Source organism: Melghiribacillus thermohalophilus (assembly GCF_004342905.1).
GTDB classification, from domain to species: domain Bacteria; phylum Bacillota; class Bacilli; order Bacillales; family Alkalibacillaceae; genus Melghiribacillus; species Melghiribacillus thermohalophilus.
This window is the reverse complement of record NZ_SMAN01000005.1, coordinates 90,778-111,716: the sequence shown is the minus strand read 5'-3', so window position 1 is coordinate 111,716 and position 20,939 is coordinate 90,778. Positions and strand designations below refer to the sequence as shown.

Below are 20,939 nucleotides of genomic sequence, written 5' to 3'. Positions count from 1 at the left end.
AAAGCGGGTTGATTTTCAGCCTTTAATCAACACATTTCTGATCCCCTCTTCTCCCTGCTCATAGGCAATTTTCATCCCGCATTCATCGATATGTTTTTTGTATACGTTTTTAAATGGAATGGAAACCATAAAGGAATGTTCAAAAGGAAAAGGTGTGACCGTGACCGTCTGTTGATCCTCCCACCTGGCCATCATCCCTTCGCTGGCAAATTCAAATGTTTGCCGAAATCCATCTTTAAACCAGGAAAGTTCCTGGTCCTTTTCAACACCTGGTTCATTCATGCAAAGATACAGAGATAAATCATCACAAAATTGAAGCAGTTTAAAATGATCTAGTCGTTCTTCAGCGGATACGTGCTTAACCATTCTGCCAAAAATTCGCTCTCTTCGACGTATTTCCCGGGAAATAAAAGCGAAAATGACCGATTGAGACGAATCTTTAGGGAAAAATGACGTATAATGAAGACTGCATAAAGCCGCACCATAATTTGTTCTTTGCTGCACCTCATCAATTCCCTGTTCATAATGCTTAATCTTTTCATTAAGAGGGTAATCGATAAAGGAATAGGGCTGCTGCTTTTCACGATTCCATAAAGGATTTCGGTCAAGGGCAATCCAGGCACGATCGTGGTTGGCTACCGCAAACTCGACGTCTTTCCGGAGATCGGCACGTGTAAAATACTCATCCTTCCAGTGTCTGGCCATGTCACCTGAAGCAAGGCCATGGTCATATTGTTTGAACAACAAAAATGAATCTTGCCTGTCCATAACAATCATGAACAATCACCTGCTCTTATCCCTAAATGAATTATTTAAAAAGAAAAAAAGATCTATTCCCTCTTATTTATGCTTTATCATTTTTTCGTTTACAAAATCTATCTGACAGGTTACCATTTTTCTAATACTCGGTAAAAAACGGAAAGGAAGTAAAATAGATGACCGTAAATCAGCTATACACACAAAAATTGATGACAGCAAAAGAAGCTGTTCATCATATCGGACCTGAAGAAGATTTGATTACGCCGATTATGGCGGGTGAACCCCCTTTATTATTAAATGAGCTTGCCAATTCCCAGAACTTAAAAGACAACCGCCTGTTCCAGATGCTCTCTCCCTACGGGGTGTTAACCCTGCCTGAAAATCGCCTGAAAACGGTAAGCATGTTTATGGGGGCATCTGAACGAAAAGCCTTTCAAGAAGGAAAAATTGATTTGTTGCCCAATCATTTTTCCAATGTCCCCGATTTATTAAAAGAGATAACCCGTAACCATGCTGTTCTGGCCGTCGTCTCTCCGATGGACGAAAAAGGTTATTTTTCCCTCGGTACGAACAGTGATTATGTCTATGAAATGTCTAAAACAGCCAGAACCGTTCTTCTGGAAGTGAATGAGTATATGCCCAGAACATACGGGGAAAATCAAATCCATATTTCTGATGTTACCGCACTGGTTGAAAACCACCGTCCGTTGCCTGAATCTCCTGAAATGAGGATTTCCGAAAAAGATGAAAAAATTGCGGGTTTTGTGGCAGACTTAATTCAAAACGGTGATACACTGCAAATTGGATTCGGGTCCATCCCTGGAGCCATTATGAATTTTTAACCGGACATCGACGGTTAAGCATCCATACCGAGATGATTCCGGAACAGGTCGTCAACCTTTATGAGGCAGGTTCCATAACGAATGAAAACAATGTCTATAAACCCGGAAAACTAACCGCTACATTTGCTTATGGAACTCGTAAACTGTACGATTTTTTACATGAAAATCATGACGTATATATGCTACCTGTTCATAAAACCAATCAAGCAGCTGAACTGTCCCGATTTAAAAACCTCGTTACCATTAATGCAACGGTGGAAGTGGATTTTCTTGGCCAGTGCAATTCTGAAATGATAGCTGGCACATACTGGTCTTCTTCCGGTGGACAGGCTGATTTTCAGATCGGTTCACGTCTTGCTGAAAGCAGCAAAGGCATTTTATGCACCCACTCCACAGCTAAGCAGGATACGATTTCACGGATTGTACCCGCATTAAAGCCCGGAACACCTGTTACCACATCAAAAAATGATGTAGATTATATCATTACGGAATACGGTGTAGCACGACTGCGGGGGAAAACGGTCAGAGAACGGACCAGAGCGTTAATTTCCATTGCCCATCCGAAATTTAGAGAAGAACTGACTTTTCATGCGAAAAAAATGGGATACCTGCTTTAAACGTTTGGTAATATTCAATCACCGTTTGTCAAGTAAACAAGGGAGGAATTTCATCCTCCCTTATTTCCTTTACTCTTCTAATGTTGAGGTATCCCCTGTCGGCAATCCCAGCTCCCAGGATTTCAGCAGACGGCGCATAATTTTTCCGCTACGGGTTTTAGGAATCTTATCTTTCACTTCAATTTCTCTTGGTGCTGCATGGGCACTTAATCCTTTTTTCACAAACTGACGAATGTCTTCGAGCAGTTCCTCAGACTCCTGATATCCTTCATTAAGGGTAATAAATGCTTTGATAATTTCTCCCCGTTCAGGGTCGGGTTTTCCAATAACTCCTGCTTCGGCTACAGCCGGATGTTCAATTAATTTGCTTTCTACTTCAAATGGGCCAACACGCTCACCGGATGTATTGATGACATCATCGAGACGACCCTGGAACCAGAAATATCCTTCTTCATCCATATATGCACTGTCTCCGGACACATACCAGTCTCCGACGAAGTAGCTTTCATATTTTTCAGGCCGTTTCCAGATTTGCCGCATCATTGATGGCCAGCCTTTTTTGATGGCCAGATTCCCCATCTGATTTGGAGGCAGCTGATTTCCATCATTGTCAATAATGGCAGCTTCAATGCCAGGGAATGGTTTACCCATGGAACCGGGCTTCATGTCCATACACGGATAGTTACAGATCAGCATTCCTCCTGTTTCTGTCATCCACCATGTATCATGAATCCGTTTATTGAATACATCCATGCCCCAGTGAATCACTTCTGGATTTAACGGTTCCCCAACACTCAGGATATGGCGAAGGGAAGATAAATCATAGTTTTTCAGCACCTTTTCTCCAGCACTCATTAATTTGCGGAATGCCGTCGGTGCAGAGTACCATACCGTTACTTTGAATTTTTCAATAGTGCTGTACCAGTCTTCCGGTGTGAAGCGACCGCCGCGAATTACATTGGTCACCCCATTTAACCATGGACCGAAAATGCCATAACTGGTTCCTGTAACCCATCCCGGGTCAGCCGTACACCAGTATATATCATCTTCCTGAAGATCAAGCACCCATTTTGCCGTCTGGAAATGCTGGATCATGGCGTTGTGAACATGATAGACACCTTTAGGCTTACCCGTAGAACCGGATGTATAGTGAAGAAGCATACCATCCTCTAGATCGACCCACTCAATATCAAAATGGTCGGAAGCCTGTTCCATTTCCTGATGAAAATCAATGTACTGTTCGCCGCTTATTCCCGTTGTGTCTCCAACAAGGACAATTTTTTTCAAATCTGGAAGCTTATCCTGCGGCACCCTCTCAAGCAAATCAGGAGTAGTAATGAGCATGACTGCCTCACTGTCCTGCAGACGATCCTCAACAGCCTGCTCCATGAACGCCTCAAAAAGAGGTCCGGCGATTGCCCCAACTTTCAAAATGCCAAGGAAAGACATATAATATTCAGGACTCCGCGGCATGAACAAGAAAACACGGTCCCCTTTTTTGATGTCGTATTTTTTCAGGACATTTGCAAACTGATTGCTGTATGTTTTCAGGTCACTGAAAGTCAGCTTTTCTTCCCGGTTTGGATCGGAATAGTAGAGGGCAACCTTGTCCTTTTTCGCTGGATTTTCTGCATGACGGTCAACCGCTTCATAGGCAATATTCACCTTTCCGGTTTCATGCCAGCTGAAGTTCTTTTTCACTTCTTCCCAGTCAAAATTGTTGTACGTTTCATCATAATTTTTCAGGTTAAAATTCCCTTCCTTCACTGGTATTGGTTTCATATTCATTCGATCACCCCATCCCCATTTTTTTGAAATCGTTTACTAACCCAGGGCTAGTATCACTATATGCATGGAAACATATAATATTAATTTTTCTTAATTTTTTATATTTATATTCTATATAAAATTTACAGATTTTTAAAGAGTTTCGCCCATCACCCGTGAAACAGCCGACTTTTCCTGGATGATGGCAACCAATGTTAGATTTAGCAGTCCATCTTTTTAAAGTTTAGCACATATGTACAGATTTTTTTGTAAATTATTCGTCGGAAGGGATTACTTTTTTTATCGCTATTCGTCAAAATATGACGAATGATCAAGATTTGTGTTTTTTCTCATAATTTTAGTAAAATATAGATTAATATATTTTGTTCATTTCCTCATCATTTAGAAAAAGGGGGTTAGACTGGATGGAAGTTTTTGTTGGCCGGCAGCCTATCATGGATGTCCATCAAAATGTTTTTGGATACGAAATTTTATACCGTAAAGATGCAGTAAATCGGTTTCCGGACATCGATGCTGATCAGGCGACTTCAGATGTCATTCATACGTTTCTGCAAATCGGTTTTAAAGATTTATCAGACGGCAAACCGTGTTTTGTAAACTTTACGGAAAACCTGCTGAAAAATGATATCCCTGCTTATTTTCATCCCGATATGCTTGTGGTAGAAATTTTAGAAACGGTCAAACCCTCATCAGAAATCATCGAGATCTGCCGGAGGTTAAAACAGAACGGTTATACGATCGCTCTGGATGATTTTTCTATTCATTCAAGCGAGGAAAGTCTGTATAAACCTCTTCTCGAAATGGTCGACATTGTCAAAATCGATATTAAAAATACCTCCAGATCAAAACAACTTGAATTATTAAATCTGCTTAACCAGTATGATGTCACTCTCCTTGCCGAAAAAATTGAGACAATGGAAGAATTCAACCGATGTGTCAAGGATGGATTCCAGTACTTTCAAGGTTTCTTCTTCAGTAAGCCATCCATTCTCTCAACCCGTGATCTTCCTGCACAAAACCATATTTATTTTTCAATTATTGAAGAGCTGAACAACAATAGCCCGGATATTTACAAACGAATTAGCGAGAAAATTGAACAGGACCTATCCCTATCATATAAATTATTAAAACTGATCAACTCACCTGCCTTTCCTACCATTTATAAAATCAAATCGATTCATCAGGCAGTTGTACTCCTTGGTTTAAAAGAATTTCAAAAATGGATTTACGTCCTGTCTCTAAGGGAATCGATCACCGAACACGAGAATTACACGAACGAACTGTTAAAAATGTGTTACATACGCGCAAAATCATGTGAACTGCTGGCATCTGAACTGAACCTTTCAGAAGGATCCAGTTTTTTCTTAACTGGCCTTCTCTCTTTAATGGACAGTCTGCTCAAACGCCCCATGAAAACCATCGTAACCCAGCTTCCGCTGGATGATGCGATTATCCGTGCTTTAACCGGAAAGGAAAACACGTATAGGAAAGTTCTCGACATCGCCATAGCCATGGAGCGTTCCGAATTTATACAAATTGCTCATCAGATGAACCGTCTGGGATTAAGCAAAGAAAAGTTATTTAACTGTTACAGGGAAGCGATTTTATGGACTCAGAATATCCTGAAGGAAATGGATAGTTTAACGAAAAACCAGAGCAACAAACGAATACGAAAGAAGGGGGAAAATGAGTAAGATGCCGAGAAAAAAAGTATACTGCGAAAAGTGCACCGATGAGATTAAGTATCGGGATGATTTAACAACAGCCAGACTTTTCGTTGAAGTCGTTCCTTATCATAATGATTGCTATGCAAAGGATTTAAAATCGGCCAAAACATTTTTTCTGGATAACCAGCCCATTAACGGAACATCCGGAAATTTTCTAGGAATCATATCTGTGTTTTTCATCTTATTTTTTCTCCTAATAGTTGACGGACTGGAACAGATCGTCGCCTTTGCATTCGTCATCCCATTGCTGTACCGGGTTTATTCTTATGTGGTATATGAGCGGCATCTCGAAAAATAACGATGCGAACAGATGATTAAAGGGTTAGGAGTCGCAGCTGAACAACCTTTCCATTCATTTGAAGGGAATCTGCCTTTTTTTGGAGTAAAAAGATCCGAACTCATTCATGTGATGATTGAATCGAGTTCGGATCTTTCATTTCTTTATGAAGTTTTGTCCCGGCCCCATTTATTTTCATTCATATAATTTTTGAAAAATTTTTTTCACATGATCCACAACGGCAGCACTGCCTCCCTGATCCTCGACATCCTCCAGCAGCATGGCGATTAACAAATCTTTCTTTTCATAGTCATACGCCACAAAGATACCATTTTCTTTTCCCGACTCTCCCTGAGAGGTTTTTATTTCAGCCGTTCCAGTTTTTCCTGCCAGCGGGATGTCGGGAAGGTTTGCCCCTCTGGCTGTTCCTTCAGGACTTGCCACCACATTTCGCAATGCATCATGAATCATGTTTGCCTGTTCGGCTGAAATGATTTGTTCTTTCCAGACTTCAGTTGCTACATCTTTCAACAGTTTCGGCTTGACTAAATCTCCATGATTGAAGATTGGTGTATACATTGTTGCCAGATGAATCATGCTTACCTGAAGCTCTCCCTGTCCGTATCCTGTATCTGCCAGTAGTATTTCATCGTTCAGCTCCCCGCTGTTGGAAATTGTAGATGCAGCAACTGGATAAGCAAATGGCAAGTCTTCCTGGAATCCAAAGTTTTCAAGTCCCTGAACCATGGCTTCACTTCCAAGCTCCAGAGCGGTCTGGGCAAAATAAATATTGTCTGAATAAACCAGTGCATCTTCCAGATCTACGGGATGTCCAGGATCTGTCACACGGCGGATTTTATAATTTCCCCATTCATCGCCCTTGCTCCATGTTTCCCCCTGAATATCCCGTGTCGTATCAGGGGTAATGGTTCCGTTTGACAGAGCAATCGATGCAGTAATTGGCTTAAAGGCAGAACCAGGAGCATAAAGGGACGTAAACCGATTTAACAGCGGGTTCCGTTCATCTTCCATCAATTTTGCATAGTAATTGGACGTCAATCCATTCGGGTCAAAGGATGGAGCACTGACCAGAGCCAGGGTTTCCCCGGTCTCCGGATGAATGGCGGCTGCCGTCCCCTTTTCCCCCTGAATTTGTTCATAAATGGTCTCCTGGATCGTTGCATCAATGGTAAGATGGATGTCTTTTCCTTTTTTTGCATTTTTGGATGCAACGAGAACCTTATCCCCGTTTTCTTTCGTAATATAAATTTCTGCACCTGGACTTCCCCTCAGGTCCTCTTCAAACAGCTGCTCGAGGCCTCGTTTGCCGATCATATCACCTGTTGTGTACCCTTTGCCTTTGTTCTTTTCTAATTCCTCTGCCGTAATTTCCCCTATATATCCAACTAAATGGGTAGCTGCCTCACCTAAAGGATACAATCGTCCAACCTGATCCTGTGACCAGACACCTGGAAGCTCAATGAGTTCCTGAAACAAATCCTCGTCATTTGGATTAATTGTGCGTATGGGCACAAATACGTCCGGCTTAACCCATTCTTGATTTAACTGCTGATCAATATACTCCACATCCAAATGCAAAAGTTCGGCTACCTTTTCTTTAGTTTCCTGCTCATGTCCCTCCATGGACTGGGGAACGAGGCCAATTAATGTAAGCGTATCATTGATGGCCAGACCTTTGCCGTTACGGTCAAAAATTTCTCCCCTTGGTGCTTCTTTCATGTCGATACCAACTGTATCACCATCTTCAAGCTGTTTAAATATATAGGTGGTATCCCAGTTGACAAACCAGTTATGCTCCTCTTCACCTACCGATTCTTTGACGAGCGTGATTTCATGATCAAAAGAAATGGGCCCAGCAAGGGAATTCATTTCTACATGAATGGGGAATGTGGCTTCTTCCATATCTTCATAGGATTGTTCCTCTTCTGGAGCTTCAAACGTTACGTTTACGTCTTCAATCCCTAAATCAGCATACAATTTTTCATAGCGGTTAGCCATGTCTTCCTCTGAATAGGTTTCTTTTGAGGAACTGGATAGATATTCGCTGTACATATCATGAAATTGGGAATCGTTCCAGAGCTCGATATACTCCGATAGTCGATCCTCTGGTGTCGTTTCTTCTTCATTACAGGCGGTTAAAAAAGCTGAAATCAATACCACCATTAGTCCGGTTATCACTCTTTTCATGAGGATGTTCACCTCTTCTATAACATGATATATATATATAGTTTACCTTACAACATTCAGGGAGTAAAAGGACAGATATCTCCAGGACGGATAATTACCGATTATTGTTAATTCCCGATATAAGAAGACAGGTTTTATTCCAATATTACTTCCGTAATGTGGGGACTATTCATCCATTTTCCGGATCGTTATCAGATGTTCCGGCATTTCTTGAATCATCATGAGGTCAATAAAGGTTTGCAACATGTTTGCAACTATTAGCTTAAATAAAAATAACGCAGTTGAAGCACACGCCTCAATCCTGCGTCATTTCTCTATTTTCAGCTAGCGGCCCCGGAGGGACTCGAACCCCCGACGCACGGTTTAGGAAACCGACGCTCTATCCTGCTGAGCTACGGGGCCATAAAATCACCCTGACTATTATACAAAATAAAAGAGAATTTGAAAAGTTCTTCAGGATGATCAGTCACTTGCACCATTTTTTAGGGGCGGTGCCCTGTTTCACATTCTTTATGTTAAAATGATATTTGTCCATTTGAGTGGTATCCTGTTGCGTAAGGGGGGAATGAGATGAAACAGGTACCTTTTATTGCTGTTGAAGGGCCCATTGGAGCTGGAAAAACGTCGCTGGCCGAGAAAATTTCATCCCACTTTCAATTTCATCTGTTAAAAGAAATTGTTGAAGAAAACCCTTTTCTTGGCAAGTTTTATAACAATATTGAGGAATGGAGTTTTCAGACGGAAATGTTTTTCCTCTGTAATCGCTATAAACAGCTCGAAGACGTCAAACATATTTATCTGGACAGGGGAATACCTGTTGTATCCGATTATCATATATTTAAAAACATGATATTTGCTAAACTCACCCTGCAGAACCATCATTACCAAAAATATGAACAGATTTACCGGATTTTAACGAAAGATATGCCTGAGCCAAATATTTTGATTTATCTGGATGCCAGCCTTGACACGCTTTTAAAACGGATTCAACTTAGAAACCGTGATGTGGAACAGAATCTTCAAGCTGACTATTTAAAAAAACTCTCTGAGGATTACCGAATGTTCATGGAACAGTTCGAACAGGATTATCCAGATATCCCACTGATCCGCATCAATGCGGATGAACTTGACTTTGTCCATCAACCAGAGGATTGGGACCATCTATCATCTATCATTGAAAACCACCTTAAAAGGAGTATTTCAACATGAAGCACAAAAATCCATATGGTATACCGAAAGATGCAGTCATCACCATCGCCGGTATGGTAGGCATCGGAAAATCAACGATGACCCGCACCCTGGCAGAACGATTAAACTTCCGTACCTCTTTTGAAAAAGTGGACAACAATCCTTACCTTGACCAATTTTACCGTGATTTTAAGAGATGGAGCTTTCATCTGCAAATTTTCTTTCTGGCTGAACGCTTTAAGGAGCAAAAGCGAATATTCGAATATGGGGGTGGCTTTGTCCAGGACCGATCAATCTATGAAGATACCGGCATTTTTGCCCGAATGCATTATGAAAGGGGAACGATGTCCAAAACCGATTATGAAACCTATAACAATTTGTTTGAAGCAATGGTCATGACCCCTTATTTTCCTCACCCCGATTTATTAATCTACCTGGAAGGCTCTTTAGAGGATATATTGGAGCGGATCAATCGGCGGGGGCGCCCGATGGAACAGGAAACCCCTGTAGAGTACTGGAAAGAGATGCATGACCGTTATACAAAATGGATTAATGAATTTCATGCCTGCCCGGTTATGCGTTTAAATATCCGGGATTATGATCTGGTGAACGATAAATCTTCCATAGAACCGGTTTTGGAAAAAATGGGTTTTTATATTCAAAAAGCCCGGTCAAAACTATAATGGAGACACGAGAAAGGATTCCGTCTTACCTGAGGCAGAACCATCTTTCTGACAGAGACTCCAGGCAGTTGGTGCCTGGAGTTTTTGTCAGGAAGTTTTCTTTTTTTCCATTTGTTGTTCGGATTTCTTTTTTTCCTCTCCTTTTTCTCCCTTCATTTTACTTTCTCCTTTAAATGTAGCTCCTTCGTCCACAATAAAGGTCTTCATTTCAGCATTACCGATTAATGTCCCGCTGGCTTCAATATGTATTTTACCTTGTGCCTCCACATTTCCCGTAATGGATCCAGCAATGATCACGTTTCTTCCCCGGACATTGGCCTCTATGTGTCCGTCCTTTCCCACTGTCAAATCTCCCTGGCATACAACGTCTCCCTTTATTTTTCCATCCACCCTGATGCTTGCTTCTGTTTGAATAGTTCCTTCCAGCACAGTGCCGCTCCCAATGACCGTATCTACTGTATCCTTTCTCTTTTCACTTTTTGGAAACATTTTACTCCCCTTCCTTATTCAAATTTTGTCCGAGAACCCTTGATAAAAACGTCATGTATGGATAAGGATCAACAGACCTTCCATTTTTTAGAACTTCAAAATGCAAATGCGATCCGGTACTCCTTCCCGTTGAGCCCATATAACCGATTAATTCCCCTTTTTTCACCTTTTCTCCTTCTTTCACAGTTAGCTGTGACATATGTCCGTAACGAGTCTTATAGGTAGAATTGTGATGGATTACGATGGATTTGCCATATCCCCCATCCCAGCCTGAAAAAACAACCTGACCGTCCGCAGCTGCATAAATCGGTGTTCCCCATGGACCTGCCAGATCGATTCCCGAATGAATCGATTCCCTTCCTGTAAATGGGTCGGAGCGTTTTCCGAATGTTGAGGTAATCCGGCTCGTATCTGCTGGCCAGAATGTCGGAACATATTTTAGTTTTTCATTTATTTTTTCTATATTTTCAATCGCATTTTCATATCGTTGAATATAATCCGGCAACTGATGTTCCAGTTGACTGAGCTGTTCGATTAAAGCCTGATCGTTACCGGCAACAGTACTTGAGTGAACAAGAGTATCCAATTGTTTTTCTTCATGGACCGGAATATCCAGTCCACCCATGGCTCCAGATACGGTTTCGGACTCGATATGTCCTGGATCGAGGGATGACAACATTTCCATTAATTCCTGTTCCAGTTGATCAAGCTGTGCAAGCTTTTCCTCGATTTGACTGGCTTCCTGTTCATAGTAACTAATCTGTGATTGTTGTTGTTCTACCAGTCTCTGAGCCTGCTTAAGATCCTTTTGAAGGGTTTGGTTGACATCCTTGAGGTGTCTGGCTGAGCTTTCAGCTATAAACAGCCAGATGAAAAGGACGGAAAATATAGTGGCCGTGATAAAAGGAAATATTTTTGGAATTTTAAGCTGTATAATCGGGCGATTGGATTCTGACATCAGCAGGATCGTCCAGGATTTGTATCGCTTTTTCATTTCAGAACCTCCATTATAAAGACATACCTTTTTGAAATTCTACACATACGGCATAAATCCTTTATGAAAAATCATATTAAGGTGTATATCAACGGTTTTCCTGTCCAGAATGTTCAAGAAAACTCTTAAATTGACAAACTTATTATAACGCAGCGAGAGTGGACATGCACCATTCTTAAATTTTGTTAAATAACAAATAAAAAACATCCCATTTTTTTGTAAAAATGGGATGTTCAGGCTAACGACATAAAAAAAACGCTACTTGTCGTGTAACGCCCTTTTCAATCTCCAATATTTATGCGCATAAAAATGGCGGAGGAGGAGGGATTCGAACCCCCGCGGGCCGTGAAGCCCCTGGCGGTTTTCAAGACCGCTCCCTTCAGCCAGACTTGGGTACTCCTCCGTACTGACACTTCAAAAATATATCATATGAACATACTCTGTGCAAGGGGCTTCGTTTTTTTTTGAATTTTTTAATTTTTTCCCTATAAGAATATGTTCTGCTTCATCTTTCCATTTTTGAGCAAATCCGTCATCTTTCACGATGACCCCTTCATATACCATCTGAAGTAGAGAAGGCCTTGCTCGACTTCTATCCTGGTCAAAAAATACATGGTAACTTTGACTGTTATGCACAAAGCATTCTACTGGCTTATTTTGAAACAAAAACGATTCCCGGAAGGACGCCTGATAAGTATCGTCAATCATGACCAGATCTCAATCAGAGGTATCAGTTCTCTGGCCTCTCACATGGCTGCCGCACAAAAGAGCTGTTCGGCAGTCCGGAAAATGCTCCTGAATGATGCGTTTAGCCATTTGAATCAAACCTTGTTCCACCTCAGACATCCTCCCAGAATGTTGTTTTATTTTTTCGGTTCAATTTTTTCCTTATTGCCCATGTAAGGACGCAATACTTCCGGAATGACAACAGAACCGTCTTCCTGCTGGTAATTTTCCAGAATAGCAGCAACTGTACGGCCAATCGCCAGGCCTGATCCATTTAAAGTGTGCACATATTCTGGTTTTCCTTTTGGACCACGCCGAAAACGGATTTTTGCCCGGCGAGCCTGGTAATCTTCAAAGTTAGAACAAGAAGAAATTTCCCGATACGTTTGATAGCCCGGCAGCCACACTTCAATGTCGTATTTTTTAGCAGCGGTAAACCCTAAATCACCCGTACACATGCTCATTACCCGGTAAGGCAGCTTTAACAGCTGCAGCACTTTTTCAGCATGTCCGGTCAGCTGTTCTAATACTTCATAAGAGTCTTCTGGCTTCACAAACTGAACGAGCTCTACTTTGTTAAACTGATGCTGGCGAATTAATCCCCGGGTATCCCGACCGGCAGAACCGGCTTCCGAACGGAAACAAGCACTAAAGGCAACATATTTTTTTGGCAATTCTTCTTCATTTAAAATCTCATCCCGATGGAGATTCGTAATCGGCACTTCTGCAGTTGGAATTAAGAAATAGTCCCAGTCAGCGATTTTAAAGACATCTTCTTCAAATTTCGGCAGCTGGCCCGTTCCAGTTAAACTGTCACGATTCACGATATAAGGAGGCAATGCTTCCTCATAGCCATGCTCATCCGCATGCAGGTCCATCATAAAGCTCATCAATGCACGTTCCAGTCGGGCCCCGATTCCTTTATAAAATACAAACCGGCTGCCGGTTACTTTGGAAGCTCGCTCAAAGTCCAGGATATCAAGCTGATCAGCCAGATCCCAGTGAGCTTTCGCTTCAAAATCAAATTGTGGTACCTCTCCCCATTGGCGGACTTCCACATTATCGTCCTCATCTTCACCAACAGGAACGCTTTCATGGGGAATATTTGGTATGGACAAAAGAAGTTCGTGCAAGTTATCTTCAACATCCTTTAGTTCCTGGTCCAGACTCTTTATTTTCTGGCTTACTTCCCGCATTTCTTTTATTAAGTGATCGGCATCCTTTTTCTCTTTCTTTAGGAATGAAATTTCTTTAGAAACTTCATTCCTTTTGGCCTTTAATTCCTCGCTTTCCTGAATGAGTTGCCTTCTTTTATGATCCCATTCTCCAAATTTGTCAAAGTCCGATAAATCTTCTCCACGATGCTGCAATTTTGCTTTAACTTCTTCAAAGTTATCCCGTAAAAACTTCATATCAAGCATCGTTTTTTCCTCCTTTACAAAAGTGTTCGCAAAAACTCAAATGAGACGCTCTTCATGAAAAAACTCCCGTCCCTTAAACATTAAGGGACGGGAGTGTCTTTTCCCGCGATACCACCCTCATTGAAGGCATGATAAAATTGCCTTCCTGCTTGGCTGCTTTAACGGCGGTATGCCGGATATGCTTACTTCGTCCTGATAAGACCGTTCGGCATATCAGCTCAGGGATGGATTCACAGCATTCTTTCACCGGTTTCCACCAGCCACCGGTTCTCTGAAGAAAGAAGAAACTGCTACTAGTTCCCGTCACAGCTATTGAATGTGTATGTTCCTTTTATTGTATATTAATGTAACGGATTTTTTAAGAAGTTGCAAGTTCTTTTTTGGATTCTTCCACCATCTGTATAAAATGCCGGGTTAGACGATTGTCATCCGTTAATTCCGGATGGAAGGCACAGGCGAGATAATGGCGATCCTGGGCCAGTACAATTTTGTCCTGATAAACAGCCAGAACCTCGACACCTTCACCTACTTCCAGTATATAGGGAGCACGAATAAAAACCGCATTAAAGTTTTCCGCAATTCCTTTTATATCAATTTCTGCTTCAAAGCTGTCTTTCTGGCGGCCAAAGGCATTTCGTTTCACTTTTGTGTCCATTAACTGTAAATGGGCATCCTTTTGCCCATCAATTTCTCCAGCCAGCAAAATCAATCCAGCACAGGTACCGAAAATAGGTTTTCCAGACTGTCCAAATTCCCGGAGAGCATCAAAAAAATCATATTTATCAATTAATCGGCGCATCGTTGTACTTTCTCCCCCGGGAAGAATAAGACCATCCACTTCATCAAGCTGTTCTTTTTTCTTAATTACAATGGCTTCAGAACCGCATGATTCAATGGAACGCACATGTTCCCGGACAGCTCCCTGCAATCCTAACACTCCGATTTTCGTCATGATGCATTTCCCCTTTGTTCAAAAAATCCTTTTACAGGCAACCATTTCAGTAAACGTATCATTACTGGCTGCGGTCCTGCATACGCTGTTCAGGAGCCAGTGTAGACATTTCAATTCCTGGCATGGCATCACCGAGGTCTTTAGAAAGCTCAGCAATCAATTCATAGTCTTCGTAATGAGTCGTTGCTTCTACAATGGCACGTGCATATTTTTGAGGGTTAGAAGATTTAAAAATACCTGAACCGACAAATACACCGTCAGCACCTAACTGCATCATTAATGCCGCATCTGCTGGAGTTGCAATGCCTCCTGCTGCAAAGTTTACAACTGGAAGACGTCCTTCTTTTTTGATCTCAAGCAAAAGTTCATATGGTGCCCCGTTTTCTTTCGCATATACCATTAGTTCATCATCAGACATAGCCACAACTTCACGGATTTGTGCCTGTACTTTGCGCATATGACGAACGGCCTCCACAATGTTTCCAGTTCCAGGTTCACCCTTTGTACGAAGCATGGATGCTCCTTCTCCAATTCGGCGAACCGCTTCACCTAAATTGCGGCATCCGCATACAAATGGAACCGTGAATTCACGTTTATTGATATGATAAACCTCGTCAGCAGGTGTTAAGACTTCACTCTCGTCAATGTAATCCACACCCATAGATTCCAGCACGCGAGCCTCTACGATATGACCAATCCGGGCTTTGGCCATTACCGGAATCGATACGGCATTCATCACTTCTTCAACGATACGGGGATCAGCCATACGGGCAACTCCGCCTGCTGCGCGAATATCGGCAGGGACCCTTTCCAGAGCCATCACGGCTACTGCACCTGCTTCTTCAGCAATTTTAGCCTGCTCCGCATTGACAACATCCATAATGACGCCGCCTTTTTGCATTTCTGCCATTCCTCGTTTGACACGATCAGTACCTGTTTTTGACATGCTGTTTTCCTCCCATTCTGATTCGAAAATCACAATAATTTTTGTCCAATAAGTAATTTTACCTTATTTTATTCAAAAATCATACTATCAGACACGTATTAGAATAAGCTTTTAATTGCATTCGTAATACTAGAGAAAATATCCGCAAAAAATTCGCCAATGGTGCGGAACAACAGGACAAACCAGTTCGCTTTCTCAACATCATCTTTTGTAATGACTGGTACCATTGCTGCCTGTTTCTCTAAATCTTCGCTAAGGTAACCGTATTCTTCCTGCCCCGTATAGTGTATTTTCATTACTCCTACCTGAGTTCCCTTTTCAATCGGAGCTGCTAATTCTCCTTTTTCTGTCAGCATCTCTTCATCTAATTCAATCACACCCTGATATTGATCCTGTTCACCTATTTTGATCATAAGTTCTACAGGTTCTTTCGTTTCAATTTCTACTTCATCTTCTTTTCCTTTTGTAACTGGAATTACAGCCTGTTCTTCAACCTGGTAGCCTGCTGGAAATATTTCTGCTTTTTCAAATTGACTGAAACCGTAATCGAGCAGTTTTTGTGTCTCTAGAAAACGGGATTCTATACTTTCTGTCTTCATTACTACCGAAATTAACCGCTGATTGGAACGTTCAGCTGTTCCGGTAAAACAATATCCGGCTAGATCGGTGTATCCTGTCTTCAGCCCATCGACACCTTCATAACCGTACTGAGCCAGGTAACCCGGCATATCCGGAAGCATCCAGTTCCAGTTGGTCATCATTTCCCCTTCAAATTCTTTCTGTTTGACACTGGAATGTTCTAAAATTTCTGGAAAGTCTTTAACTAAATGATAGGCCAGAATAGCGGCAGAACGGGCTGACAATAAATTGTCATCATTTGGATCCGTTCCTTCCGGATAATCATCTCCAAGATCCCGGTTAGAAAGACCCGTAGAATTGACAAATTGATAATCAGGAAGGCCCATCTCCTCAGCCTTTTCATTCATCATTTTGACGAATTCACCCTCACTGCCGGCGATTAATTCCGCCAGTGCAATCGTTGTGGCATTATCCGAATAAATCGCCATGGCATCATATAGTTCACGAACCGTATATGGATGATCCTTTCTTAAACCGACTCCGGAAAAATTATCATTTGCGGATATATCATAAGCGTAATCACTGATTTCTGTTGTGGTATCCCAGCTGATTTGACCTTCTTTAATTGCTTCTAATACAAGGTATTCCGTCATCATCTTGGTCATACTGGCTGGAGGTAAAGCAACATCAGCATTTTTTTCATACAAGATTTTTCCTGTTTCAAAATCAACAAGAATAGCCGACTCTGCCTGGATATCTGCTGGTTCAGCATTGACGTTCATAGGTTCTGGAAGGAAAGAAACAAATACAACTGTCATCATAGTTATCATTATGAGAAATGTATGGGAAATCTTTTTCATTCTTTTTACCTCCACCTTTAGAGTTGTCCACGTAGCATATTTTATCACAGGAAAAGCTAAAAAAATAGACAGGGAAAAGTCCCTGTCTGCCGGTGAAAAATAGGTTAAACGGAGTAGTTTGGCGCTTCTTTTGTAATTTGAACATCGTGCGGATGACTTTCTTTTAAGCCTGCATTGGTAATTCGTACAAACTTTGATTCTTTCCTCAAAACATTTAGATCTTTTGCACCACAATACCCCATACCTGAACGAAGTCCGCCAACAAGCTGATGGATGGTATCAGCAAGAGGGCCTTTATAAGGTACCCGACCTTCAATCCCCTCTGGAACTAACTTATTTGCTTCTGATTCATTCTGAAAATATCGGTCTTTGGAGCCGGCCTGCATGGCACCGACAGATCCCATGCCCCGATATACTTTAAATCGGCGTCCCTGGTAAATTTCAGTTTCTCCTGGACTCTCAGAAACGCCGGCAAACAAACTTCCCAGCATTACCGCATGAGCACCGGCTGCGAGGGCTTTTACAATGTCTCCTGAGTATTTAATTCCTCCGTCTGCTATAATCGGCACTCCATATTTACTGGCTTCCCGGGCACAGTCATAAACGGCTGTGATCTGAGGCACTCCTACGCCGGCAACGACCCGTGTTGTACAAATTGAGCCAGGTCCAATTCCCACTTTTACAATATTGGCTCCAGCCTCAATTAGATCCCTTGTTCCCTCAGCCGTAGCTACATTTCCGGCAATAATGTTTAACTCTGGGTAGGTTGTTCTTACTTGTTTAACGAGGTCGAGCACCCCTTTAGAATGGCCGTGAGCAGTATCAATCACAACAACATCCACACCGGCTTCCACCAGTTTTTCAATCCGAAGCATCGAATCAGCTGTCACTCCGACAGCCGCTCCTGCTAACAGACGGCCCTGTTCGTCTTTAGCCGCATTCGGAAATTCGATCACTTTTTCAATATCCTTTATCGTAATTAACCCCTTTAAGACTCCCTGATCATCTATAAGAGGCAATTTTTCAATTTTATATTTTTGTAAAATCTCTTCTGCTTCTTCTACGGTCGTTCCCACAGGAGCTGTAACTAGATTCTCACTTGTCATCACTTCTTTAATTTGAATAGAGTAATCCTGAATGAAGCGCAGGTCTCTGTTTGTAATGATTCCGACTAATTTCTGTTCTTCTTCATTGTTTACAATTGGCACTCCCGAAATGCGATATTTTCCCATTAAATGTTCGGCATCATATACCTGGTGTTCTGGAGTTAAGAAGAATGGGTTAGTGATCACCCCATTTTCAGAACGCTTGACCTTGTCCACCTGATCAGCTTGCTCTTCAATGGACATATTTTTATGGATAATTCCTAACCCGCCCTGGCGTGCCATTGCAATGGCCATTTCTGATTCAGTCACCGTATCCATTCCGGCACTGATTAATGGCATATTTAATGTTAATGTCGGTGATAATTCCGTTTTCACTTCAACTTCCCGCGGCAACACTTCTGATTTTGCCGGTACTAGCAGCACATCATCAAAGGTTAAACCTTCTCTGGAAAATTTGTCCTCCCTCATGCCTGATCCTCCTTGTCCATTATGGTTTGTGAAAAAAGTGGGTAACCTATAAAAAAAGATTGCGTTTTTATTATTGTTAATAACAATACGACATGAATGCCTGTTTTTCAAGAAATATTTATGAAAAGGTGAGTAAAATGTTAAAGGAAAAAATTTCTGTGTTTATGGATCAATTAAAAGCCGTTTCCGTCATCCAATCTTTTTTGCAGGGGTGTTATCAATCCCTGGATGAAAAAGATCCGGATACGTTAAGTTTTAAAAATGCTGAACGTTTTTTACATTATCTCCATCACTCCCAGATATATTTTGAACAGGCCCAAAAATCACCCATCCATATTCAGCCGATTTTACTGTTTTACGGGACGGTTCACCAGCTGAAAGCATGCCTTTTAACCACAAGACCCCATTATCCAGAATCAACAAATTTACTGGCCCATGGAGCTTCTGCTCGTAAAAGGAAAAAACAGAACTATTCTTTTTTACAGGATGAGGTCAAAATTCAGCAAAAAGGACTGTTTCCCTACCTGGCCCGTCACATGTTTCAAATGAAGCAGTTGCCAAAAGATAAATTTTCTATGAGTCTCCTCTTAAAAAAAATTCCCGAAATGAATGAGGTATATCAAATTCATCATCAGCAGCCTGCTCAAACAAACATCGGTCATTATCTGGAACATACGTTTTTGCTGTCAAAGTCAATCCTGGATGACTTACACATAACCGAACATTACCTCGAACAAAAATTAAAAAATTCCCTTACTTATTTTGATAGACTTACACATCAGGATCATGCCCTGATTCTCCATTTCACCAGGAGACCAAATCCATTTGAAAGTGGGTTTTTATCCGTTCATCTAGAAGAAGAACATTATTACTTCCCCTGTGACCGCTCAATCTTCTTCCCCCTGCATGAAATTCTTGTACATTATCTCCTCCTCTATAACTTAAGCATGATCTGCCGATATGAGACCGAATGGTGGGGGGAACTTCTCTCTACGTTCGCAACCAGGGATTATCCTTTTATCCGAAGATATCTCGATATTGCATCGGCAAAAGTCCCGATATTACTCGGAGCTTACTTACAACATCAGTATGAAAAGGGCAAGAGAAACGTTTCATAAATCGTTTTGCAAAGTTTAAATAAAAATTCCTCTGTATGTTCAAATACAGAGGAAATCAGATCATGTAATAATATCTTGTATATAAATATTAGAATGTTGTTTCAGATCAATAATATTTCCATCTTCCAGCCTTACCATGGGTCTTGTAGGATGCTTGCGATCAATAAAAACAATCTCGCCCCTGGAATGATCAGACAGCTGAACCTGTGTCCCATTGGTAAAGTTCGTTAAACTATGGATAAATACCTGTACAATGTCCGGATCTAATTTTCCAAATTGAAAATGGCGAATCTCTTCAATTACTTTAAACGGGGACTGCTTTGTCCGGTAGTTTCTTTCTGAGGTCATGGCATGGAACATGTCTGCTACGGCTATAATTCTGGCAAATGGATGAATCCGCTCTTGATCAATTCCCATCGGGTATCCGGATCCGTCCAGACGTTCATGATGCTGTAAAACCCCTAATTTTACCGGCCTGGTGACCGTTGTTAGATTTTCAATCATACGATAGGAATAGATGGGGTGTCTTTTTACCTCATTAAATTCCTGTGAATTTAACGGGGATTGTTTATTTAGGATTTTTTCATCCATTTTTGCCATGCCGGCATCACTTAAGTAAGCTGCCAGAGCAACCTGAAAACATTCGCCCTGCTTGTATTTCTTTTTGGATGCAAGCAGGTTAGCCAGTAGTGCCATGGTCACCATATGATGATACAAATACATATCCTTATTAGAATAATGATGTACAGAAAAAATTAATTCAGGGGACTGTTCAGAAATACGGATTAAAGGAATTAAATGATCTCTGATTTTCACAATATCCACTGGTGTTCCGGCCTGCCAGCCTTCAAACAATATTTTCGTCTGTTTCACACTGTGTAAGTAATAGTCAATAAAGGACCAGCTATCCTCTTCGTTTGTGTGGCTGTCCTGATTTCCCTGATCCTGCTCCGGCTCATCTTCTATTTTAGATTCCGGCTCAAAAGGATCCCCATTGACCAGTTTTGGAGAAACAGTCACTTCTTTTACCATAAATTTTTTTAATACCGTTATATGAATGTCCTTCACTACCGTATTTCTAGGGATGATTGGCTGTAATGTTTTCCCCATTACATCTTTTGTAATCAGACAGCCTGTTACTAATTCATCCGGATGAACTCTCACGGTTTACTTGATACCTCCCAGACCGAT

General features: G+C 41.5%; 20 protein-coding genes, 2 tRNA genes and 1 other annotated feature. Of the genes, 7 read left to right on the top strand and 15 right to left on the bottom strand.

Annotated features, from left to right (window positions below):
* Positions 1-15: 15 nt before the first annotated feature.
* Positions 16-768, bottom strand: a complete 753-nt coding sequence (locus EDD68_RS06155; protein ID WP_165902078.1) for a DUF3891 family protein — start codon at positions 766-768, stop codon at positions 16-18.
* A 167-nt stretch (positions 769-935) separates the two neighbouring features.
* Here EDD68_RS06155 and EDD68_RS15520 point away from each other — a divergent pair, with 167 nt between their 5' ends.
* Together EDD68_RS15520 and EDD68_RS15515 are read left to right on the top strand one after the other, a co-directional pair.
* The gene (locus tag EDD68_RS15520; protein ID WP_243646766.1) at positions 936-1,601 is read left to right on the top strand and encodes a hypothetical protein; all 666 of its coding nucleotides are present in this window, start codon (positions 936-938) and stop codon (positions 1,599-1,601) included.
* A gap of 32 nt (positions 1,602-1,633) precedes the next feature.
* Complete coding sequence (locus tag EDD68_RS15515; RefSeq protein ID WP_243646765.1) at positions 1,634-2,218, top strand: acetyl-CoA hydrolase/transferase C-terminal domain-containing protein; 585 nt, start codon at positions 1,634-1,636, stop codon at positions 2,216-2,218.
* Between the two features lie 69 nt (positions 2,219-2,287).
* On the opposite strand, the gene acsA is transcribed toward EDD68_RS15515, so the two are convergent.
* Positions 2,288-4,006, bottom strand: a complete 1,719-nt coding sequence (gene acsA, locus EDD68_RS06145; protein ID WP_132371375.1) for an acetate--CoA ligase — start codon at positions 4,004-4,006, stop codon at positions 2,288-2,290.
* Between the two features lie 404 nt (positions 4,007-4,410).
* Between acsA and EDD68_RS06140 the strand changes: the two genes are divergently transcribed.
* A complete protein-coding gene (locus EDD68_RS06140) occupies positions 4,411-5,700 on the top strand; it encodes an EAL and HDOD domain-containing protein (protein WP_132371374.1) in 1,290 nt (429 codons plus the stop codon).
* Positions 5,693-6,031 (top strand): hypothetical protein, encoded by a 339-nt coding sequence (locus EDD68_RS06135; protein WP_132371373.1) that lies wholly within the window; start codon positions 5,693-5,695, stop codon positions 6,029-6,031. The genes EDD68_RS06140 and EDD68_RS06135 overlap by 8 nt, the downstream gene beginning before the upstream one ends.
* A gap of 174 nt (positions 6,032-6,205) precedes the next feature.
* On the opposite strand, the gene EDD68_RS06130 is transcribed toward EDD68_RS06135, so the two are convergent.
* A complete protein-coding gene (locus tag EDD68_RS06130; RefSeq protein WP_132371372.1) occupies positions 6,206-8,218 on the bottom strand; it encodes a penicillin-binding transpeptidase domain-containing protein in 2,013 nt (670 codons plus the stop codon).
* 328 nt (positions 8,219-8,546) lie between these two features.
* A tRNA-Arg gene (locus EDD68_RS06125) sits at positions 8,547-8,620 on the bottom strand.
* A gap of 168 nt (positions 8,621-8,788) precedes the next feature.
* Between EDD68_RS06125 and EDD68_RS06120 the strand changes: the two genes are divergently transcribed.
* Together EDD68_RS06120 and EDD68_RS06115 are read left to right on the top strand one after the other, a co-directional pair.
* A complete protein-coding gene (locus EDD68_RS06120) occupies positions 8,789-9,427 on the top strand; it encodes a deoxynucleoside kinase (protein ID WP_132371371.1) in 639 nt (212 codons plus the stop codon).
* Positions 9,424-10,089 carry a deoxynucleoside kinase gene (locus tag EDD68_RS06115; RefSeq protein ID WP_132371370.1) on the top strand — a complete coding sequence of 222 codons (666 nt, stop codon included), beginning with the start codon at positions 9,424-9,426 and terminating at the stop codon, positions 10,087-10,089. Before EDD68_RS06120 ends, EDD68_RS06115 begins: the two co-directional genes overlap by 4 nt.
* 87 nt (positions 10,090-10,176) lie before the next feature.
* Here the strand turns inward: EDD68_RS06115 and EDD68_RS06110 are convergent, their stop codons facing one another.
* From EDD68_RS06110 to guaB, 10 genes are all read right to left on the bottom strand, one after another.
* On the bottom strand, positions 10,177-10,578 hold the full coding sequence (locus tag EDD68_RS06110; RefSeq protein ID WP_132371369.1) for a bactofilin family protein: 402 nt from the start codon (positions 10,576-10,578) through the stop codon (positions 10,177-10,179).
* Position 10,579: 1 nt separating this feature from the next.
* Positions 10,580-11,572 (bottom strand): M23 family metallopeptidase, encoded by a 993-nt coding sequence (locus EDD68_RS06105; RefSeq protein ID WP_132371368.1) that lies wholly within the window; start codon positions 11,570-11,572, stop codon positions 10,580-10,582.
* Between the two features lie 310 nt (positions 11,573-11,882).
* Positions 11,883-11,975: transfer RNA gene (locus EDD68_RS06100), tRNA-Ser, on the bottom strand.
* Positions 11,976-11,986: 11 nt separating this feature from the next.
* Positions 11,987-12,115, bottom strand: coding sequence for a hypothetical protein (locus EDD68_RS15580; RefSeq protein WP_279388238.1), 129 nt, complete (start codon positions 12,113-12,115; stop codon positions 11,987-11,989).
* A 174-nt stretch (positions 12,116-12,289) separates the two neighbouring features.
* Positions 12,290-12,409 (bottom strand): nucleotidyltransferase family protein, encoded by a 120-nt coding sequence (locus EDD68_RS15735; RefSeq protein ID WP_481318843.1) that lies wholly within the window; start codon positions 12,407-12,409, stop codon positions 12,290-12,292.
* 26 nt (positions 12,410-12,435) lie between these two features.
* Positions 12,436-13,719: a serine--tRNA ligase gene (serS, locus tag EDD68_RS06095; RefSeq protein ID WP_132371367.1), complete on the bottom strand. Its 1,284-nt coding sequence runs from the start codon at positions 13,717-13,719 to the stop codon at positions 12,436-12,438.
* Positions 13,720-13,799: 80 nt separating this feature from the next.
* Positions 13,800-14,035: a binding site (T-box leader), on the bottom strand.
* Between the two features lie 42 nt (positions 14,036-14,077).
* Positions 14,078-14,671 carry a pyridoxal 5'-phosphate synthase glutaminase subunit PdxT gene (pdxT, locus tag EDD68_RS06090; protein ID WP_132371366.1) on the bottom strand — a complete coding sequence of 198 codons (594 nt, stop codon included), beginning with the start codon at positions 14,669-14,671 and terminating at the stop codon, positions 14,078-14,080.
* A gap of 61 nt (positions 14,672-14,732) precedes the next feature.
* Entirely contained in the window at positions 14,733-15,617 is an 885-nt protein-coding gene (gene pdxS / locus EDD68_RS06085) for a pyridoxal 5'-phosphate synthase lyase subunit PdxS (protein WP_132371365.1), read from the bottom strand.
* 98 nt (positions 15,618-15,715) lie between these two features.
* Positions 15,716-17,017, bottom strand: coding sequence for a serine hydrolase (locus EDD68_RS06080; protein ID WP_424399155.1), 1,302 nt, complete (start codon positions 17,015-17,017; stop codon positions 15,716-15,718).
* Positions 17,018-17,160: 143 nt separating this feature from the next.
* Entirely contained in the window at positions 17,161-18,630 is a 1,470-nt protein-coding gene (gene guaB / locus EDD68_RS06075) for an IMP dehydrogenase (RefSeq protein WP_132371363.1), read from the bottom strand.
* Positions 18,631-18,767: 137 nt separating this feature from the next.
* Between guaB and EDD68_RS06070 the strand changes: the two genes are divergently transcribed.
* A complete protein-coding gene (locus tag EDD68_RS06070) occupies positions 18,768-19,748 on the top strand; it encodes a YaaC family protein (RefSeq protein WP_165902077.1) in 981 nt (326 codons plus the stop codon).
* Between the two features lie 60 nt (positions 19,749-19,808).
* On the opposite strand, the gene EDD68_RS06065 is transcribed toward EDD68_RS06070, so the two are convergent.
* Positions 19,809-20,912, bottom strand: a complete 1,104-nt coding sequence (locus EDD68_RS06065; RefSeq protein ID WP_132371361.1) for an HD-GYP domain-containing protein — start codon at positions 20,910-20,912, stop codon at positions 19,809-19,811.
* Between the last annotated feature and the right edge of the window lie 27 nt (positions 20,913-20,939).

Bases quoted from the DNA above. Each gene is read 5' to 3' on its own strand.
- EDD68_RS06155 (WP_165902078.1), bottom strand. From the start codon at position 768: ATGGACAGGCAAGATTCATTTTTGTTGTTCAAACAATATGACCATGGC.
- EDD68_RS15520 (WP_243646766.1), top strand. From the start codon at position 936: ATGACCGTAAATCAGCTATACACACAAAAATTGATGACAGCAAAAGAA.
- EDD68_RS15515 (WP_243646765.1), top strand. From the start codon at position 1,634: ATGATTCCGGAACAGGTCGTCAACCTTTATGAGGCAGGTTCCATAACG.
- acsA (WP_132371375.1), bottom strand. From the start codon at position 4,006: ATGAATATGAAACCAATACCAGTGAAGGAAGGGAATTTTAACCTGAAA.
- EDD68_RS06140 (WP_132371374.1), top strand. From the start codon at position 4,411: ATGGAAGTTTTTGTTGGCCGGCAGCCTATCATGGATGTCCATCAAAAT.
- EDD68_RS06135 (WP_132371373.1), top strand. From the start codon at position 5,693: ATGAGTAAGATGCCGAGAAAAAAAGTATACTGCGAAAAGTGCACCGAT.
- EDD68_RS06130 (WP_132371372.1), bottom strand. From the start codon at position 8,218: ATGAAAAGAGTGATAACCGGACTAATGGTGGTATTGATTTCAGCTTTT.
- EDD68_RS06120 (WP_132371371.1), top strand. From the start codon at position 8,789: ATGAAACAGGTACCTTTTATTGCTGTTGAAGGGCCCATTGGAGCTGGA.
- EDD68_RS06115 (WP_132371370.1), top strand. From the start codon at position 9,424: ATGAAGCACAAAAATCCATATGGTATACCGAAAGATGCAGTCATCACC.
- EDD68_RS06110 (WP_132371369.1), bottom strand. From the start codon at position 10,578: ATGTTTCCAAAAAGTGAAAAGAGAAAGGATACAGTAGATACGGTCATT.
- EDD68_RS06105 (WP_132371368.1), bottom strand. From the start codon at position 11,572: ATGAAAAAGCGATACAAATCCTGGACGATCCTGCTGATGTCAGAATCC.
- serS (WP_132371367.1), bottom strand. From the start codon at position 13,719: ATGCTTGATATGAAGTTTTTACGGGATAACTTTGAAGAAGTTAAAGCA.
- pdxT (WP_132371366.1), bottom strand. From the start codon at position 14,671: ATGACGAAAATCGGAGTGTTAGGATTGCAGGGAGCTGTCCGGGAACAT.
- pdxS (WP_132371365.1), bottom strand. From the start codon at position 15,617: ATGTCAAAAACAGGTACTGATCGTGTCAAACGAGGAATGGCAGAAATG.
- EDD68_RS06080 (WP_424399155.1), bottom strand. From the start codon at position 17,017: ATGATGACAGTTGTATTTGTTTCTTTCCTTCCAGAACCTATGAACGTC.
- guaB (WP_132371363.1), bottom strand. From the start codon at position 18,630: ATGAGGGAGGACAAATTTTCCAGAGAAGGTTTAACCTTTGATGATGTG.
- EDD68_RS06070 (WP_165902077.1), top strand. From the start codon at position 18,768: ATGTTAAAGGAAAAAATTTCTGTGTTTATGGATCAATTAAAAGCCGTT.